General features: G+C 65.4%; 17 protein-coding genes. 4 read left to right on the top strand and 13 right to left on the bottom strand.

Annotated elements, in window-relative coordinates; genetic code table 11:
- Positions 1–49: 49 nt before the first annotated feature.
- From G7Y85_RS07270 to G7Y85_RS07255, 4 genes are all read left to right on the top strand, one after another.
- The gene (locus G7Y85_RS07270) at positions 50–1,738 is read left to right on the top strand and encodes a winged helix-turn-helix domain-containing protein (protein ID WP_166254166.1); all 1,689 of its coding nucleotides are present in this window, start codon (positions 50–52) and stop codon (positions 1,736–1,738) included.
- A 163-nt stretch (positions 1,739–1,901) separates the two neighbouring features.
- Entirely contained in the window at positions 1,902–2,531 is a 630-nt protein-coding gene (locus G7Y85_RS07265) for a fumarylacetoacetate hydrolase family protein (RefSeq protein ID WP_166254163.1), read from the top strand.
- Positions 2,531–3,196: a DUF502 domain-containing protein gene (locus tag G7Y85_RS07260; protein ID WP_166254160.1), complete on the top strand. Its 666-nt coding sequence runs from the start codon at positions 2,531–2,533 to the stop codon at positions 3,194–3,196. The genes G7Y85_RS07265 and G7Y85_RS07260 overlap by 1 nt, the downstream gene beginning before the upstream one ends.
- An 8-nt stretch (positions 3,197–3,204) precedes the next feature.
- Entirely contained in the window at positions 3,205–4,422 is a 1,218-nt protein-coding gene (locus G7Y85_RS07255) for an MFS transporter (RefSeq protein ID WP_166254157.1), read from the top strand.
- Positions 4,423–4,554: 132 nt separating this feature from the next.
- Here G7Y85_RS07255 and der read toward each other — a convergent pair whose 3' ends face one another.
- The 13 genes from der to G7Y85_RS07190 form a co-directional block, all read right to left on the bottom strand.
- Positions 4,555–5,955: a ribosome biogenesis GTPase Der gene (der, locus tag G7Y85_RS07250; protein ID WP_166254154.1), complete on the bottom strand. Its 1,401-nt coding sequence runs from the start codon at positions 5,953–5,955 to the stop codon at positions 4,555–4,557.
- A 90-nt stretch (positions 5,956–6,045) separates the two neighbouring features.
- Entirely contained in the window at positions 6,046–7,215 is a 1,170-nt protein-coding gene (gene bamB / locus G7Y85_RS07245; RefSeq protein WP_166254151.1) for an outer membrane protein assembly factor BamB, read from the bottom strand.
- Positions 7,212–7,850, bottom strand: a complete 639-nt coding sequence (locus tag G7Y85_RS07240) for a YfgM family protein (protein ID WP_166254148.1) — start codon at positions 7,848–7,850, stop codon at positions 7,212–7,214. The genes bamB and G7Y85_RS07240 overlap by 4 nt, the downstream gene beginning before the upstream one ends.
- A gap of 26 nt (positions 7,851–7,876) precedes the next feature.
- Positions 7,877–9,163, bottom strand: a complete 1,287-nt coding sequence (hisS, locus tag G7Y85_RS07235; RefSeq protein WP_166254144.1) for a histidine--tRNA ligase — start codon at positions 9,161–9,163, stop codon at positions 7,877–7,879.
- Between the two features lie 3 nt (positions 9,164–9,166).
- Positions 9,167–10,306: a flavodoxin-dependent (E)-4-hydroxy-3-methylbut-2-enyl-diphosphate synthase gene (gene ispG, locus G7Y85_RS07230; RefSeq protein WP_166254664.1), complete on the bottom strand. Its 1,140-nt coding sequence runs from the start codon at positions 10,304–10,306 to the stop codon at positions 9,167–9,169.
- Positions 10,307–10,336: 30 nt separating this feature from the next.
- Positions 10,337–11,287, bottom strand: coding sequence for a RodZ domain-containing protein (locus tag G7Y85_RS07225; RefSeq protein ID WP_166254141.1), 951 nt, complete (start codon positions 11,285–11,287; stop codon positions 10,337–10,339).
- Positions 11,284–12,027, bottom strand: a complete 744-nt coding sequence (gene pilW / locus G7Y85_RS07220) for a type IV pilus biogenesis/stability protein PilW (RefSeq protein WP_166254138.1) — start codon at positions 12,025–12,027, stop codon at positions 11,284–11,286. The genes G7Y85_RS07225 and pilW overlap by 4 nt, the downstream gene beginning before the upstream one ends.
- A 145-nt stretch (positions 12,028–12,172) precedes the next feature.
- Complete coding sequence (gene rlmN / locus G7Y85_RS07215) at positions 12,173–13,303, bottom strand: dual-specificity RNA methyltransferase RlmN (protein ID WP_166254135.1); 1,131 nt, start codon at positions 13,301–13,303, stop codon at positions 12,173–12,175.
- Between the two features lie 678 nt (positions 13,304–13,981).
- A complete protein-coding gene (ndk, locus tag G7Y85_RS07210; protein ID WP_166254132.1) occupies positions 13,982–14,413 on the bottom strand; it encodes a nucleoside-diphosphate kinase in 432 nt (143 codons plus the stop codon).
- Between the two features lie 149 nt (positions 14,414–14,562).
- Positions 14,563–14,886, bottom strand: coding sequence for a HesB/IscA family protein (locus G7Y85_RS07205; protein ID WP_166254129.1), 324 nt, complete (start codon positions 14,884–14,886; stop codon positions 14,563–14,565).
- Positions 14,883–15,278 (bottom strand): iron-sulfur cluster assembly scaffold protein, encoded by a 396-nt coding sequence (locus tag G7Y85_RS07200; protein WP_166254125.1) that lies wholly within the window; start codon positions 15,276–15,278, stop codon positions 14,883–14,885. The genes G7Y85_RS07205 and G7Y85_RS07200 overlap by 4 nt, the downstream gene beginning before the upstream one ends.
- A complete protein-coding gene (locus G7Y85_RS07195) occupies positions 15,265–16,434 on the bottom strand; it encodes an aminotransferase class V-fold PLP-dependent enzyme (protein WP_166254122.1) in 1,170 nt (389 codons plus the stop codon). The genes G7Y85_RS07200 and G7Y85_RS07195 overlap by 14 nt, the downstream gene beginning before the upstream one ends.
- Positions 16,431–17,570 (bottom strand): cysteine desulfurase family protein, encoded by a 1,140-nt coding sequence (locus G7Y85_RS07190; protein ID WP_166254119.1) that lies wholly within the window; start codon positions 17,568–17,570, stop codon positions 16,431–16,433. Before G7Y85_RS07190 ends, G7Y85_RS07195 begins: the two co-directional genes overlap by 4 nt.
- Between the last annotated feature and the right edge of the window lie 14 nt (positions 17,571–17,584).

Raw genomic sequence — 17,584 nt, 5'->3', positions numbered from 1 at the left:
TTTAGCCATACGCCGCGCTAAGCTGCGTGCATCTGCTGGGTGGGGACGCATGGTCATTCGAGCGCATCTGCGCGGCTTTATTCACTGGCCGACGAGCCGTCGGCTGCTGTTGCTCGGCTTCACTGGCGCGCTGACCACGACACTGGCCGTAGTAGCGAACGAATTGATCTTCGGGGCGAGCCGAGGATCGGCGCTGGACCTTGGCCTGATCGATCACTACATGAGCACGTGGATCGTCGTGCAGATCGCCGTCACGGCGACGGCGATCCCCGCCGGTCGGGCTGGCCGGGAAGGCAAGTGGGCAGCCTATCTCTTCGCTGCGGTGCAGTCCCCTTTCATCGTCGGACTGTTGCACCTGTTCGGAACCATGGGCACGCCGCTGGTGGCCATTTACCCGGCGATCGTGATCCTGTGGACATTGGTTTTGGACGAGTGGATCGGACTTTTTGGCTTCTGCAACCTTGTGGTGTGGATGGGCATTGTCGGCACCTTGGAAATCGCACAGCTGTTGCCTTATGCGCCTGCCATCTTGACCCGGCAGATTGACGTTCAGAACGATCCACGTTGGTTTACCGCAGTATCGATGCACATTCTGATCCTGCTTGGCTTCGTCACCTCGCTATGCGTTCTATTTCAGCGAACTCAGCGCGCTCAGCAGCGTCGGCTGCTGGCGGCGCACGAGGCACTGGAACAGGCCAACCGCCTGATTCGCCGCTATGTACCAGCCCAGCTCGGCGACCAGATTGCGTCGGGCCACTACGTGGAGAGTGCCAAACCGGAACGCCTCAAACTGACCGTTGTCTACGCCGCCGTCGAGCAGTTCATGGCCGCAGCGGAGGAGCTGGAGGCTGAAGATCTCGCTTCCATACTGGCGCAGTACATCGCGGACATGGTGGCAATCGCCGATCGTCACGGCGGCACCGTCAACCAGATCGTGGACGATGGCGTGATGGTCTTCTTCGGCGCCCCTCGTGCGACCAGCGACCGGGATCACGCCCTGCGCGCCGCTCGCATGGCGCTCGAGATGCAGGACTGCATAGAAAACCTACGCGACATGTGGTCGCGATACGGGCTGAACCGTCCATTCCAGATCAGCATAGGAATCAACACGGGGTATGCCAGTGTCGGTGACTTTGGCTCGGCCGGCCGCAAGCTGTACGCCGGCATTGGTGTGCAAACGAGGCTCGCCAAGCACCTGCAGAGCCAATGCGAGCCAGGGGGTGTGCTGATGAGTCATTCGAGTTGGGCGCTGGTCCACGACGAGATTCGCTGCGTAAAACACGGCGAACTTCCGGTTGCCGGTCTGGGCGCCCCACTGCAGGTCTATGCCATCCAGTCACTACTGCGACAGCAGCCGACCCTGTATCAGGCCAGACATACGCCCGAATCCGGATCACCTGCACTTGCGAACTCCAGCACCACGATCTGGCAATTTGGCGACACAGTGTTCAACGAGGGCAGTCTCGAACTGAGCGTCGCCGGCACGCTCATCAATCTGGAACGTAAACCGCTCGAGGTCCTCCGTTATCTCCTCTGGCATGCTGGCGACGTAGTGACCAAAGAGGAACTGCTGGACGCCGTCTGGCCGGGGCGCGTGCTCAATGACACCGCTGTCACCAAGTGTGTCTGTCGCCTGCGCGAAGCGCTTCGCGACGACAACCAGTGCATCATCAAGACCGCGCACGGCTATGGATACCGATTCGCCGCCGAAATCGCGTCTGCGCCCATCAGGCGTTAGGGTGCGTAAGAACCACGGGCGCCTGGCCAATCACGCCGAGCCGACCTGATCAAGTTCGCATCAGCCGAAAGAGCTTGCGACGCAAGGGCAAATCTGGTCGCGGGGCACCCGGCATCCGCCAGGGCCAGCTTATACTGGGCCGAAGATTCTGCTCCCCTACTTCATGAACCCCGTCAGACGCATCTTCTGCATCGGCAAGAACTACGCCGAGCATGTTGCAGAACTCGCCCATCTCGGCCACGCGCCGGACGGCGAATGTGTGATTTTTCTCAAGCCACCGTCGGCGATCGTCGAAGAAGGCCGCGCGATCGAACTGCCGAAGCAGCGCGGCAGCATTCATCACGAGACCGAACTCGTCGTGCAGTTGACGGGCGGCGGTCGCGACATTCCGCTCGACGAAGCGCTCGATTGCGTCGCCGGCATCACGCTCGGGCTCGACCTGACCCTGCGGGATCTGCAGACCGAACTGAAGAACAAGGGCAAGCCCTGGGAACTGGCCAAGGCCTTCGACGGCGCCGCACCGCTGGGCGACTTCAGGCCCTACCTCGGACAGGATCTGCAGGCCCTGGAATTCACCTGCCACGTCAATGGCGAACTGCGCCAGCACGGACACACGCGCGACATGCTCTATCCGGTCGCGCGGCAGATTCACATCCTGTCGCAAACCTGGTCGCTGGCGCCCGGCGACATCATCTATACAGGCACCCCCAAGGGCGTCGGTCCGCTGGTCGCGGGCGACGAGATCGTTCTCGACGGCGCCGCGATCGGCCGCTTCAGCTGGAGATGCGTGTAATGGCCGTACGTCCGCTGCTGTCCGACGCCGCGCGCGCCACCATGCGCAAGGCGACGTCGATATTCTTCACCGGCCTGCTCGCGGTACTGCCGATTCTGGTCACCATCAGTCTGGTGATGTGGCTGATCGGCGCCGCCGAATCGGTGCTGGGCGGCATGCTCAGCGTCGTGCTGCCCAGCGACGCCTATCGTCGCGGCATGGGACTGGTCGGCGGCATTGCGCTGATCTTCGTCGTCGGTGTCGCGATGCAGGGGCTGGTGACCAAGCAGGTGCTGGCGTGGATCGACCAGAACCTGCATCGCATCCCGCTGATCAAGACCATTTACGGCGCGGTCCGCGATCTCACCGAGCTGGTCTCGAACAAGGGCGGACAGAAGCTCGGCAAGGTCGTCATGCTGCAGTGGCCGGGCCAGCCGGTGCGCATGGTCGGCTTCATCACGGTCGAGGACCTGAGTCGTTTCGAGATCGCCGACGACGAAGACTGCGTTGCCGTCTACCTGCCGATGAGCTACCAGATCGGCGGCCATACGGTCTTCATTGCGCGCAAATTCCTGACGCCGCTCGACATGAGCCTGGAGGATGCGATGCGCTTCGTCGTCACCGCCGGCGTGTCGCGTTCGGCGGCGGATGGCGAATCACGAATCCCGCGCACGACGAAGCTGTAAGTTCACCGGTGACACGCGGCGCCAGGCTGCTGCTGTTCTCCGCGCTGTACCTCGCCCAGGGCCTGCCCTACGGATTTTTTACACAGGCGCTGCCGGTCCTGATGCGTGACGCCGGCTATTCGCTGATCAGCATCAGTGCCACGACCTTCCTGTTCGTGCCCTGGGCGCTGAAATTCCTGTGGGCACCGTATGTCGATCGCTACGGCACACGTCGGCGCTGGCTGCTGCCGCTGCAGCTGGCGAGCGCAATCGGCGCCGCGCTGCTCGCCGGCATCGACTTTTCAGGCTCGCTGCGCCTGGTTTTCGTAGCGCTGCTGATCTTCAACCTGCTGGCGGCCACACAGGACATCGTCACCGATGGCCTCGCCGTCATCCTGCTCGGACCGCGCGACCGCGGCCTTGCCAACGGCATTCAGGTCGGCGGCTATCGGCTCGGCATGGTGCTCGGCGGCGGTCTGCTGCTGTGGATCTACGGTCTGGCCGGATGGCGGCCGATGTTCGCGACGATGGCCATCCTGCTGGGTCTGACCGTGCTGCCGGTGTTGGGGCTGCACGAAACACCACGTGCGCCGGCAGTCGAGGTCGCTCCGGCACGACACGCGTGGCTGCGTCGCCTGCGCCAGCCGGGCTTTCCGATGTTTGCAATGCTGATCTGCTTCTACAAGTTCGGCGATTCGATGGGCGCGGCGCTGGTCGGCCCGTTCATGAAGGATGCCGGCCTGGGCCTTGCGCAGATCGCCTGGCTGAAAGGCACGCTGGCTTCGGCAGCGGCCTTGCTGGGTGCCGCGGCCGGCGGCTGGCTCGCATTCTCGTTCGGTCGGCGCACCGCCTTGCTGATCGGCGGCCTGAGCCAGACCCTGAGTCTTGCCCTGTATGCAGCTGCGGCATCCGGCATCGGTGCCTACCCGCTGATCGCCGGTGCCTGCATCGCCGAGCACGTGCTGGGCGGCGCCGCGACCGTCGCACTGTTCACCCTGATGATGGACGCCGCCGATCGCGAGCACGCCAGCAGCGACTACACCCTGCTGGCCTGCGCGGTCGTGATCGCGCAGGGTGCGGCCACGCTCAGCGCCGGTGTCGTCGCCCAGCTGTTCGGCTATGCACCGATGTTCCTCGCCAGCGTGCTGCTGTCGGCGTGTGGCTGCCTGATGCTGATCACGGCGCTCGATCGCGGACGCGGACCCGCGCGCCTGCGAGCGGTATGGCGCGCGCAGACAGCATCCTGAATTGCCCGCCGGGATGTGTGCGATGCACGCGGCCCTGCGAAAAGCCCCTCAGGTGCCTTGCGCGCGACACTGCCGAAGGCGGCTTGCTGCCCGGCACGCCGTGACGGTGCCTGACGCCTCGAACCTTTACACCTAGCGCTTCTTGACGCGCGCCATCAGCCGGCGCTTCTTCTTGATCTGCCGACCCGTCAATTCGTTCTTCTTGTCCTTGAATGGGTTGTCGCCGGTCTTGAAGCTCATCAACAGCGGCACGCCCTTGAGCCTGAGCTGTGCACGGAACTGGTTGGCGAGATAGCGCTTGTAGTGGTCCGGCAGCTTGTCGGTCTGGTTGCCGTGCACCATGATCCGCGGCGGGTTGCTGCCGGCCTGGTGCGCATAGCGCAACTTGATGCGGCGGCCCAGCACCGCCGGCGGCGGATGCGCTTCGACGACCTCGCCAAGAATGCGGTTCAGCTCCGGCGTCGAGAATTCGCGGGTCGTCGACTCGTACGCCAGCTGTACATCTTCCATCAGTTCGCCGAGTCCCGACCCGTGCTTCGCGGCAATGAAATGCAGCGGCGCGTAGTCCAGGAACGGCAGCTTCAACGACACCTGATAACGCACGCGTTCGCGCTCGCCGCTGTCCAGGCCATCCCACTTGTTGACGGCAAACACCATGGCGCGACCACGCTGCGCGACCAGCCCCATCAGCTTGGCGTCCTGCTCGCCGATATCGCTCTGCGCATCGACCACCGCGATCACCACGTGCGCGCGCTCGATCGCGCCCAGGGTCTTGACGATCGAGAACTTCTCGACCGCCTCCCAGACCCGTGCGCGGCGACGGATGCCGGCGGTATCGATCAGTGTGTACGGGTGGCCGTCGTACTCGAAAGGCACGGCAATCGCATCGCGCGTGGTGCCGGGAAAGTCGGCCGCCAGCACCCGTTCCTCGCCGATCAGGCGATTGATCAGCGTCGACTTGCCGACATTCGGCCGACCGATGATCGCGACCCGCACGGTACCGTCGTCGTCCGGCGGCTCCGGCGCCACCACCGGCAACTTCTCCAGCACCTGACGCAGCAGCGCGTCGACACCCTGCCCTTGTTCGGCCGAGATCGTCAGCGGTTCACCCAGACCCAGCGCATAGAAATCCGCAGTGGCGCTGGTGCGCGGATAGCCTTCGGACTTGTTGATGACCAGTGTCAGCGGCTTGCCGAACTTGCGCAGGTGACGCGCGATCGATTCGTCGGCGCCGGTACGGCCTTGCTGCACGTCGACCAGGAACAGGATGTGGTCGGCTTCCGCCAGCGCCAGCTGCGCCTGCTCCTCGGCGAGCGCGGCCAGCGGATCGCCGGAGTCCGGCATCAGGCCGCCGGTGTCGACGACGATGAAAGCACGCTCATCGAACACCCCGCTGCCGTACTGGCGATCGCGCGTCAGCCCCGGCAGATCGGCGACCAGCGCGTCGCGCGTACCGGTCAGGCGATTGAACAACGTCGACTTGCCGACATTGGGTCGGCCGACGAGTACGAGAGTGGGCAGCTTGTCGCTCATGAAGGGATGATTGTCGGTGATGCCGGTACAACAAGAAAGGCGGGCAGGGCCTGGTCGGCCCTGCCCGCCTCCGTCGTTCAGTTCAGGCTTTCAGCGCAGCTCGATCTTGATCGCCGCGATGCGTCCCTCGCTCGACAGCACGTACAGCAGATCATCGCTGGCCACGGGCGCGACGCGAATCGGGTCACTGCCGACACGGGTGCGGGCGACCAGATGGCCGTCCTTGGCGTCGAACCAGTGCAGATAACCCTTGAAATCGCCGGCGACGACGTAGCCCTTGAACACGGCCGGCGCCGACAGCTGACGATACTTGAGATCGCTGTTCTTCCAGATCTCGGTGCCGCTGGTCGCATCCAGACCCCAGACGGTACCGTCGTCGTCGGTCACCACGATCGTGTTGTCGACACGCGCGATGCCGCTGTAGCTCTTGACGGCATGGCGCCAGAGAATCTGGCCGGTGTCGTCATCGAGGCAGGCGATCTCGCCACCGTAGCTCGCCACGTACAGCTGCCCGCCGTCGGACAGCAGCGGCGCGTCGATATCGGTGATGCGCTCGAGCTCGTTGCGGCCGGTCGGCGCCGACACCACCTGCTCCCAGGCGACCTGCCCGTCGCTCGCCCGCAATGCCAGCACGCGACCGTTGTCGAGACCGACATACACACGGTTGCCGACCGCAAGCGGCGGCGACAGGCCACGCAGGGTCAGGCTCGGTTCGCTGCGATCGACCATCCACTGCTCGGTGCCGGTCGTCGCTTCGAGACCGTAGATCTTGCCGTCGCCGGTGCGCATGAACACGCGATCGCCGTCACCGGCCGGCGGCGACAGCGCCTCGCTGGCCAGACGCGACGACCACATCGGCTTGCCGTCGGCACGCTTCACTGCGAGCAGCTCGCCATCCATCGTGCCGGCCAGCACCGCGTCGCCGCTGACCGTCGGTCCGGCAATCAGGCGCTTCCGGGTATCAGCGGTCCAGATCCGCTCGCCCTTGACCGGATCGAAGGCGAAGATGCGACCTTCGACGTCCGCCGCAAACAGCGCGTCCGGCGCCAGCGACAGGGTCATTTCGCTGTAGTACTTGCCGCCGCCGTTGCCTGCCGATGCGGTCCAGGCGGTCTGCAGCTTGATGGCCGGATTGACGATGTCCTGAAGCTCGGCAGGCTTGCGAAGGTTCTTCTTCGAGCAGCCGACCAGCGCCACCGCGCCGAGCGCCAGCGCGACGACAGCCGCGACGCGGGCATGATCCCGCAAGGTGCGCCTCATGACTGCTCCGTGTCGGCGAGATCGTCGAGTTTGCGTTGCAACAGCTTGCGGCTCGGCTGATCCTCCGGCGTCGCGGCGAAAGCCTTCTGATAGGCGCTGCGCGCGGCACTGCGGTCACCCTGCGCCAGCTTGATGTCACCCTTGAGCTCGTCGAACAGCGGCGCGAACGCGCCGGTCTTGCCGTCGACCAGCTTCAGGGCGTCGTCCAGCTTGCCCTGCTGCCAGAGCACGCGCGCACTGCGCAGCTCGGCGATCTGCTGCAGGCCGTCGTCCCTGGCATGCGTCTGCACCCACTGCAGGCGCGTGGCGGCATCATCGAACTCGCTGTTCTTGACCGCGTCGGCCGCCATGCGCAGCTGCGCGCCGGCGGCATACGGCGTATCCGTGTATTCGGCAACCAGCTTGTCGGCCAGCGGCTTGGCGACATCGGCCTTGCCGTCGGCGAGCGCCTGCTTGAGCTCTTCGTACATCTGCGACGCGTCGGCGGCGCGCTGCGTCTTGTGGTTCTGCCAGCCCTCCCATCCGAAGATCGCGGCCAGGCCGATCACCAGACCGGCGGCGAGCGCCATCCAGTTTTCCTTCCACCAGAGCTTGAGCTGTTCGGCCTGTGCTTCGTCGTCGTAATGCGTAGTCACGAATGGATACTCTTGGTATTGATTCTTCAGTGCTTCACAAGACCGGCAAGGCGACTCGCCAGTTCCGGCCAAGGCAGAATTTGTTGCGCAGCGCCGCTGCCGGGCTCGCCGCGCAGCGATTTTACTTGAACGGTACGAGCCTCGACTTCGGCGTCACCGAGGACCAGCGCGAACTGTGCACCACTGCGGTCGGCGCGCTTGAGCTGGGCGGCCAGTTTACCGCCCCCGGCGTTCAGCACCACCCGCAGCGACGGATCGGCGTCGCGCAGCTGCTCCGCCAGCTGTCCCGCCGCACGCTGCGCAGCATCGCCCAGCGAGCAGAAATAGAGGTGCGCCGCACCGCTGTCGATCGCCACGCCCTGCGCCTTCATCAACAGCAACAGGCGTTCGATGCCGCAGGCCCAGCCAACCGCCGGCGTCGAGCTGCCACCGAGCTGCTCGACCAGGCCGTCGTAGCGGCCACCGGCGAGCACGGTGCCCTGGGCGCCGAGCTGGCTCGTGGTCCATTCGAACACGGTGCTGGTGTAGTAGTCGATGCCACGCACCAGCCGCGGATTGATCGTGAAAGCCAGGCCCAGATCGCCAAGTGCCTGCTGCAGGCCGTCGAAATGGGCGCGGGCGTGGTCGTCGAACGACTCGGCGATACTCGGCGCGTCGGCGAGAATCGCCTGGGTCTGCGCCGACTTCGCGTCCAGCACGCGCAGGGGATTGGTACGCACCCGCCGCTGGGAATCGGCGTCCAGCGACGACTCGTGCCGCAACAGGAATTCGAGCAGGGCTTCGCGATAGCGCAGACGCACGTCGCTGCCACCCAGCGAATTGAGCTCCAGGGTCACATCGCCAAGGCCGAGTCGCTTGAGCAGACGCGCCGACAGGGCGATCACCTCGGCGTCGATGTCCGGCCCGGCCATGCCGTAGGCCTCCACTCCGAACTGATGGAACTGGCGGTAGCGACCCGCCTGAGGCCGTTCGTGACGGAACATCGGGCCCGCGTACCAGAGCCGCTGCTGCTGATTGTGCAGCAGACCATGTTCGAGACCGGCGCGCACGCAGGACGCGGTGCCTTCCGGACGGAGGCTCAAGCTGTCGCCCTCGCGATCGACGAAGCTGAACATCTCCTTCTCGACGATGTCGGTGACCTCCCCGATCGAGCGCTTGAACAGCGCCGTCTGCTCCAGCAAGGGCAGCTTGATCTCGCCGTACCCGTATCCCGCGAAAACTTCGGCGGCAATCCGGTACAGCTGCTGCCAGGCGGCGGCATCGGGAGGCAATACGTCATTGAATCCGCGAACGGATCGGAAGAGATTCGCCATGATCTAGGAGTGCGCCGTTTCGGCGTCTTCTGCGTTGCGGTCCACCGCCGCCGCGCGCTCCGCGCGACGCTGCGCCAGTTTTTCGCGCACCAGCTTTTCCAGCACATCGACCAGCTCGGCATTGTGGGCCTTGTGCTGGATCTTGCCGTCCACGTAGATCGAGTTCGGGTAGCCGCCGGCGACACCGATCGCCGCCTCGCGCGCTTCGCCGGGGCCATTGACGACGCAGCCGATCACCGCCAGATCGAGCGGCTCGTCGACCTCGTCGAAACGCGATTCGAGTTCGGTGACCGCCTTGATCACATCGAAATTCTGGCGAGAACACGACGGACAGGCGACCAGATTGATGCCGCGCGAACGCAAATGCAGGGACTTGAGAATGTCCCAGCCGACCTTCACTTCCTCGACCGGATCGGCAGCCAGCGAGACGCGGATCGTGTCGCCGATGCCATCGGCCAGCAGCATGCCCAGCCCGATCGAGCTCTTGACGGCGCCAGCACGCAGACCGCCCGCTTCGGTGATGCCCAGATGCAGCGGCTGGTCGATCAGCCTGGCGAGTTTGCGGTACGCGAACACGGTCAGGAACACTTCACTGGCCTTCAGCGAAACCTTGAAGTCCTCGAAGTTGTGCCGCTTGAGAATCTCGATGTGGCGCAGCGCCGATTCGACCAGCGCATCGGCATTCGGCTCGCCGTATTTTTCCTGCAGCTCGGCTTCCAGCGAACCGGCATTGACGCCGATGCGGATCGGCACGCCGTGATGGCGCGCGCAGGCCACGACTTCCGAAACCTTCTTGTCGCTGCCGATGTTGCCGGGATTGATGCGCAGGCAATCGGCGCCGGCCTCGGCCGCCGCGAGCGCACACTTGTAGTTGAAGTGAATGTCGGCAACCAGCGGCACGTAGCCGACTTCCTTCTTGATCTCGCCGAAGGCTTTGGCGGCGGCCAGTGTCGGCACCGACACACGCACGATGTCGGCGCCGGATTTCACCGCGGCGCGGATCTGCGCGACGGTCGCGGCGACGTCCTCGGTGTCGGTATTGGTCATGGTCTGCACCGCGATCGGTGCGCCGCCGCCGATGGCGACGCGGCCGACGCGAATCTGCCGCGACAGTCGACGTTCGATCTGGTGGTGACTGGTCATCGCCATGTGTCTACCTCGGCAAGACGGTGTTCAGGGCGTTGCCGGCAGCTTCAGGTGCGCGGTCGCGTTGTCACGCGTGTACGGCTGCAGATCGACCGTCTGACCGTCGAACTGGACGCTGACCGCCGATGCCTTGCCGATCGCCAGCTCGAACGGCGGCTGGCCATCCAGTCCGCGTCGTGCTCCGGATGCGATCAGACCATCGAGCAGGGTCTTGCCGCTGGCGTCGGTGATATGAACCCAGGACTGACCGGTGAAGACCAGCTGCAGCCTGCCGCTGCCGACCGCCGCTGCCGAGGCCGGCACCGGATTGTCACTGTTCGCGGCCGCCTCACCGGCCGGCGCCGCGGATTCGCCCGCCTGCGGCACCGGCGGCATCGCATTGCCCTGCGCCGCACCCGCCGTTGCACTTTCAGCCGGCGCCGCCACGGTATCGCTGGCCAGCGGCGTCAGTGCGCTCGGTGCTGCCGGACTCGGCGTCGCATTGATCGACGGCAGCCCCGGGCGGGCCGTATCGAACTTCGACGTTGCACCACGCACCCACCACAGGAATGCGCAGATGGCCACCGCGATGATCACGAACAGCACGGCCATCGCCATCGGCAGACGGCTGCTGGAACCGAGCTCGGTTCCGGACGCCAGGCGCAGCTTGGCCGGCGCCTGCGGTGCACGCTGCGCAACGCGCGACGCATAGGCGTCGATCAGCGCTTTCTCGTCGACACCGAGAACCTTGGCGCACTTGCGGTAATAACCGCGGACATAGACCGGCTCCAGCAGGGCACCGAAATCGTCGCGCTCCAGCGCCTCGACCGTTGCACGCGCCAGTTTGGTGTGCGCCGCCAGGTCATCGACCGACAGACGCTGGGCCTGACGCGCTTCGCGAATCATCGTGCCGGGGCTGAGCGCCGCAGCCGGGCTTGCGACCTCAGCCGCGCTTGCTGCTTCCGTTACCACTTCGTTTTCGTTGGGTTCTGTAGTCATGGCTGCCAATCGGCAAACAGTTCAGCTTCTTTGGATGCGGGGAATTCCTGCACGACACGACGCGCGAATTCCAGCGCGCCTTCGCGATTGCCGAGCGCGTATTCGGTGCGCGCCGCGACACCCAGCAACTCCGGCGTCGCGCTCTGCTTCAGATCGTAACGTTGCAGGAACGCACGCGTGCGCAGGAAATCCTGCTGATCGAAACTCAGCAAGGCCATTTGCGCCAGCGCGTCACGGTAGTCCGGCTTGATCCGCAGGGCCTCGCGAAAATCATGCTCGGCGAGCTTCGGATCCTTCTTCTTGACGCAGATCCCGGCGTTGGTCCAGACCTCTTGCGGCGCCGGGTAGCGAACGTCGTTGACCACGTCCATGAAATACGCGCGGGCCTCGTCGTTCTTGCCCCGCTCGCAGAGGAACACGCCGAAATTGTTCTTGACCGTGGGATCGCTGCCATCGAGCGCCAGCGCACGGCGATATTCCTTCTCGGCCGCATCGGACTCGCCGCGCGACTGGTAGATCACCGCGAGTGCCGAATGCGCGGGCGCATAGTCGTTGCGCGCGGCGACCGCCGCCTGCAGCTTCTCGATCGCGCGATCGTACTGCCCTTCACGCGCGTAATTGACGCCCAGCTGCGTATTGATCTGCGCGATGTTGCGCTGCGCGGCGCGTTCGGCCGGGCTTGCACAGGCACCGAGCAGCAAGGCCGGAATCAGCGCAACAAGAACGCGACGGGCGCTCATTGCGCGGTCACCGGAATTCCATGCAGACGGTTCTTCTGCTGCGACTCGACCTTGCCGACGAGCTGACCGCAGGAAGACGCGAGCGCCCGAGCAGGGGCCCCGCGCCGCGGGGATGCGACCAGCGAACGGCTTGGCGGCCTGCGGATCACTGCACCGCCACCGGAATGCCGCGCAGACGGTTCTTCTGTTTCGACTCGACCTTGCCGACGAGCTGCCCGCAGGCCGCGTCGATATCGTCGCCGCGCGTCCTGCGCGTGGTCGCGAACACCTTGCGATCGCGCAGGATCTTCGAGAACGCTGCAATCGTTTCCGGCTTCGAACGCTGGTACGGCGCGCCGGGGAACGGGTTGAACGGAATCAGATTGACCTTGGCCGACATGCCGCCGAGCAGCTTTGCAAGCTCGCGCGCGTGTTCGGGTTTGTCGTTGACGCCGTCGAGCATCACGTATTCGTAGACGATGTGCGCCTTGCGATCCTTGCCGGCCGTGTAGCGACGGCAGGCGGCCAGCAGATCGGCGATCGGATACTTGCGATTGATCGGCACCAGCTCATTGCGCAGCGCGTCGTTCGGCGCGTGCAGCGACACCGCCAGCGCGGTATCGACTTCCTCGCGCAGGCGATCCATGAACGGCACCAGCCCGGAGGTCGAGACCGTGACCTTGCGCTTCGACAGACCGAAACCGAAGTCGTCGAGCAGGATGCGGATCGCCGCCAGCACCGCAGCGTAATTCGCCAGCGGTTCGCCCATGCCCATGAACACGATGTTCGAAATCACGCGATCGTTCTGGAAATCGCCGCCCAGCGTGCGCGCCGCAAACCAGACCTGGGCGATGATTTCCGCCGTCGTCATGTTGCGGTTCAGTCCCTGCTGCGCAGTCGAGCAGAAGCTGCAGTCCATCGCGCAGCCGACCTGCGATGAAATGCAAAGCGTGGCGCGCCCTTCTTCGGGAATGTAGACGGTCTCGATGGCATTGCCACCATCCAGCCGCAGCACCCATTTGCGGGTGCCGTCGGTCGACACTTGTTCGGTAACGAGTTCCGGCGTGCGAATGACAAAGTGCTGCGCGAGCTTGATCCGCAGCTCCTTGCCGATATTCGTCATCTCGTCGAACGAATTCCGGCCACGCCGGTAAATCCACAACATGATCTGGTCGGCGCGGTACGGCTTTTCGCCCATTTCCGCGAACCGCGCGCGCAGTTGCTCGCGGTCCAGGCCAAACAGATTGATCTGTTTCGGCGCTGCTGCCAGCCCCGCATTGACGACGTTCGTGGTCATGCGATGCGGCATCCGGAAAAGTCCTGTCCGCCTGCCGGCGAAGCGAAACGCGGACCTTGCCGAAGTCCGACGCCCGGCGCGGATCGCAAGCACCCACCTCCCCCCAACCCCTCCCCCCGCAAGCGGGCGGAGGGGAGCACGAAATTACTCACCGCACCGGCAGTGGCGCGGGACACAAGAACCCTGTCCCCTCCAGGGCGGATAAGGTTTGGTGACGCGGGGATGCGGTCGAAACTCGACACCCGACGCGAATCGCAAGCGCTCGCCGCTCTGAGCCCGTCCCACTGCGCACGGATGTTCGGAAGCGCAAAGCGACTTGCTGCACGCGCGGCTGGACAAGACACAACAACCCTCTCCGCCCTGGGGTGGAGAGGACTGGGTGAGGTGGGGCTTTGGTTGAAACTCGACACCCGACGCGACTCGCAAGCGCCCGCCGCTCTGAGCCCGTCCCACTGCGCACGGACGTCCGGGAGCGCAAAGCGACTTGCTGCACACGCGGCCGGACAAGACACAAGCACCCTCTCCGCCCTGGGGCGGAGAGGGCTGGGTGAGGTGGGGCTTTGGTTGAAACTCGACGCCCGGCGCGAACCGCAAACACCCGCCCCCGCCCGCCCAGTGCCCGGCAAGCGGGCCGAGAGAAGCGGGAGCAGCGAGTGTTGACGGCTCGTCATCAAAGGCTCAGCGCGTGCGCGGGCAGAGCTCGATGCTGCGGAAGAAGTACGCGATTTCATTCGCGGCGTTCTCGAGGCTGTCCGAACCGTGGACGGCGTTCTCATCGATCGAGTCGGCGAAATCGGCGCGGATCGTACCGGCGGCGGCCTTCTTCGGATCGGTGGCGCCCATGATGTCGCGATAGGTCGCGACTGCATTCTCGCCTTCGAGCGTCATCACGACCACCGGGCCGCTGATCATGAACTTGACGAGATCGCCGAAGAACGGGCGCTCGCGGTGCACGGCATAAAAGCCTTCGGCTTCAGCCTGCGTGAGATGCGTCATGCGCGCGGCGATGACCTTGAGTCCGGCGCTCTCGATGCGCGCAATAACCTGGCCGACGACATTCTTGGCGATGACATCCGGCTTGAGAATCGAGAGGGTACGTTCAACCGACACGGTGAAACTCCTTGAAAACTGAAGGGGAAATGGCAAAAGGGCCAGCGGCGGCCCCGTTTAGGTTTGCTGAGAAATCAAGGAATTATAGCCGGCGCTGCTGCGATGCGGCAATTGAACCGTGATGCGCCGGCATGCCCGCCCGCGGGCGCTCAGACGGTGAAGCTTTCACCACAGCCGCACTCGGCCTTGACGTTCGGGTTGACGAACTTGAAAGCCTCGTTGAGGCCCTGCTTCTGGAAATCCAGCGTCATGCCTTCGAGCATCGGCAAATGATCCGGATGCACCACGAGCTTCGATCCGAACTGTTCGAACACACGGTCGTCGCTGCCGATCTGATCGGCGTAGTCCATCGTGTACGCGAAACCGGAACAACCGGACTTGCGCACGCCGACGCGCAGGCCCAGGCCGGCGCCGCGCTTGTCGATCTGCTGCTGGATGCGCCGGGCGGCGCTTTCGGTCAACTGGATACTCATGGCCTGCCACTCATCGTCTGCAACAAGGCGCGAAGAACGTCCTCGCCCATGAGGGCACAATGGGCCTTGTCCTCGGTGATTTCAAGCGCCGCGCGTATTCCGGCAGCGTCGATCGCGTGCCACGCCGCCAACGGCGTGGCCTCAAGCCGCTCGGCGAGCCACTCGCCGACGGCAATCGCCGACGGACAGCCGTAGGCCTGGAAGCGCGCCCGCCGTACGGCACCACTTGCAAGCTCGACCTGCAGCCGCAGCAACGAGCGCGCCGCGGCGCTGCCGGCCTCCGCGGAGAAGACCTGCGAGCCGGCGTCCAGACGCCCGGCATGCGCCGGTTCACGGAAGCGCTGCCAGACCGGTTCGGTGTACGCGTAGATGTTCTGATCAGGCGGTCTCATCGGCGCTCCACAACGGCGACAGCTCACGCAGAAATCCGACCGCCTCGACGATCCGCGCCGCAGCAGCATCGACTTGCGCCTCGCTCGTGTAACGACCCAGCGACAGGCGCAGCGAGGAGCCGGCGAGTTCGTCGTCGCGACCGAGCGCACGCAGCACGTAGGACGGTTCGCGCGTCGCCGACGAACAGGCCGAGCCGCTCGACACCATCAGCTCCGGCAGCATCGCACGCAGCGATTCGCCTTCGGCACCGGCGAAGCTGACATTGAGAATGCCGGGGGCACGCTGCGTTTCCGAGCCATTCAGATGGATCTTCGGCAAGGCCTGCAGCCCCAGCCACAGGCGTTCGCGCAACGCGGTCAGGCGTCTGCCCTCCTCGTCCATCGCCGCCGCCGCGATCCCGCATGCGGCGCCGAACCCGACGATCTGATGCGTCGCCAGGGTTCCGGAACGCATGCCCTGCTCGTGGCCGCCGCCGTGAATCTGCGGCGCCAGACGCGCACGCGGCCGCTTGCGGACGAACAGGGCGCCGACGCCCTTGGGTCCGTAGAGCTTGTGTGCCGACACCGACAGCAGATCGATCGGCAGCCGCGCCAGGTCGATCGGCAGTTTGCCGGCAGCCTGCACCGCATCCACGTGAAACAGGATGCCGCGCTCACGCAGTTGCGATGCGAGCGCCGCCACCGGGTTGATCGCGCCGGTTTCGTTGTTGACCCACATCAGCGACACCAGCGTCGTGTCCGGGCGCACGGCATTCAAGACCTGTTCGGCAGCGACGATGCCGTCGGCGCCCGGCGTCAGATACGTGACGCGCACGCCCAGCGTCTCGAGGTAGCGACAGGTGTCGAGCACGGCCTTGTGCTCGATGCGGCTGGTCACCAGATGCGCGCCCTGCAGTCCGCGGAATTCCAGTGCCCCCTTCAGCGCCAGGTTGTTCGATTCGGTTGCGCCGGAGGTCCAGACGATTTCGTCGCTGCCGGCGCCGAGCAGCGCCGCAACCTCGCTGCGCGCCCGCTCGACTGCAGCGCGCGCGCAGCGCCCGAGCGCATGGTCGGATGCCGGATTGCCGAACTGCGTTTCGGCGTCCAGCCAGGGCAGCATCGCGTCACGAACACGCTGGTCGAGCGGCGTCGTCGCCGCATAGTCGAGATAGATCATCGCGCCGCCATTGCGGTCGGGCGCGTCAGGCCCGCCAGAGCCGCGAGAAAACGGTCGACTTCGGCCTCGGTATTGTCCTTGCCGAAGCTGACGCGAATGGCCCCTTCGGCGATCTCGCGCGCGATGCCCATGCCGAGCAGCACGTGGCTCGGTTCGCCACGCCCGGACGCGCAGGCCGAGCCGCTGGACACCGCGAAGCCCTGACGATCGAGCTGCATCAGCAAGGCCTCGCCTTCATACCCGGCGATCGCGAACTGCACCGTGTTCGGCAGACGCTCGACATGCCCGGCAAAAATCCGCGCGTCCGGCAGCGCGTGCAAGCCGCGCTCCAGTCGCTCGCGCAAGTCTCGCACGTGCGCGGCACGCGAACCCAGCTCCTGCGCGGCCAGCTCGGCCGCCGCGCCGAAGCCGACGATCGACGCGACATTCTCGGTTCCACCGCGCAGACCGCGCTCCTGCACGCCGCCGTGATGCAAGGGATGAAGTTCGACCTCGGCACGCACGATCAAGGCGCCCATGCCCTTCGGCCCGTAGATCTTGTGGCTGGAAACGCTCATCAGATCGGCCTGCAGCCGGGCGAAGTCGACCACGATCTTGCCGCAGGCCTGCACGGCGTCGACGTGCAGCCAGGCGCCAGCGGCATGCACGAGTTCGGCCGCGCGCGCGACATCCTGGATCACACCGGTCTCGTTGTTGGCGCGCATCAGCGAGACCAGCCGCGTCGCGCCGGCTGCGAGCTGACGCTCGAAGCGCGGCCAGTCGATCACGCCATCGTCGCCGACCGCGACCGTGTCGACCTGCCAGCCTCGTGCCCGCAGCGACTCGGCCGCTTCCAGCACCGCCGGATGTTCGGTCGCACCGTAGAGCAGGCGCGAAGGCCGCGCGCCCTCGGTGACACCCTTGAGCGCGAGATTGTCGGACTCGGTGCCGCCCGAGGTCCAGATGATCTCGCGCGGCTGGCAATTGACCAGCTGCGCGAGCTGTTCGCGCGCATGCTCCACCGCATCCCGCGCCGCGCGGCCGAAACGATGCAGCGATGATGCATTGCCATACGGCCCGGACAGGTAGGGCAGCATCGCCTCCAGCACGCGCGGATCAAGTCGCGTGGTGGCGTTGTTGTCGAAGTAGACGGGCATCAGCTCAGCCTGCA

It is taken from the genome of Solimonas terrae (genome assembly GCF_011067135.1).
GTDB lineage: Bacteria > Pseudomonadota > Gammaproteobacteria > Nevskiales > Nevskiaceae > Solimonas > Solimonas terrae.
Note: the sequence above shows the minus strand (reverse complement) of the source record. Positions and strands in the feature narration are given on the sequence as shown.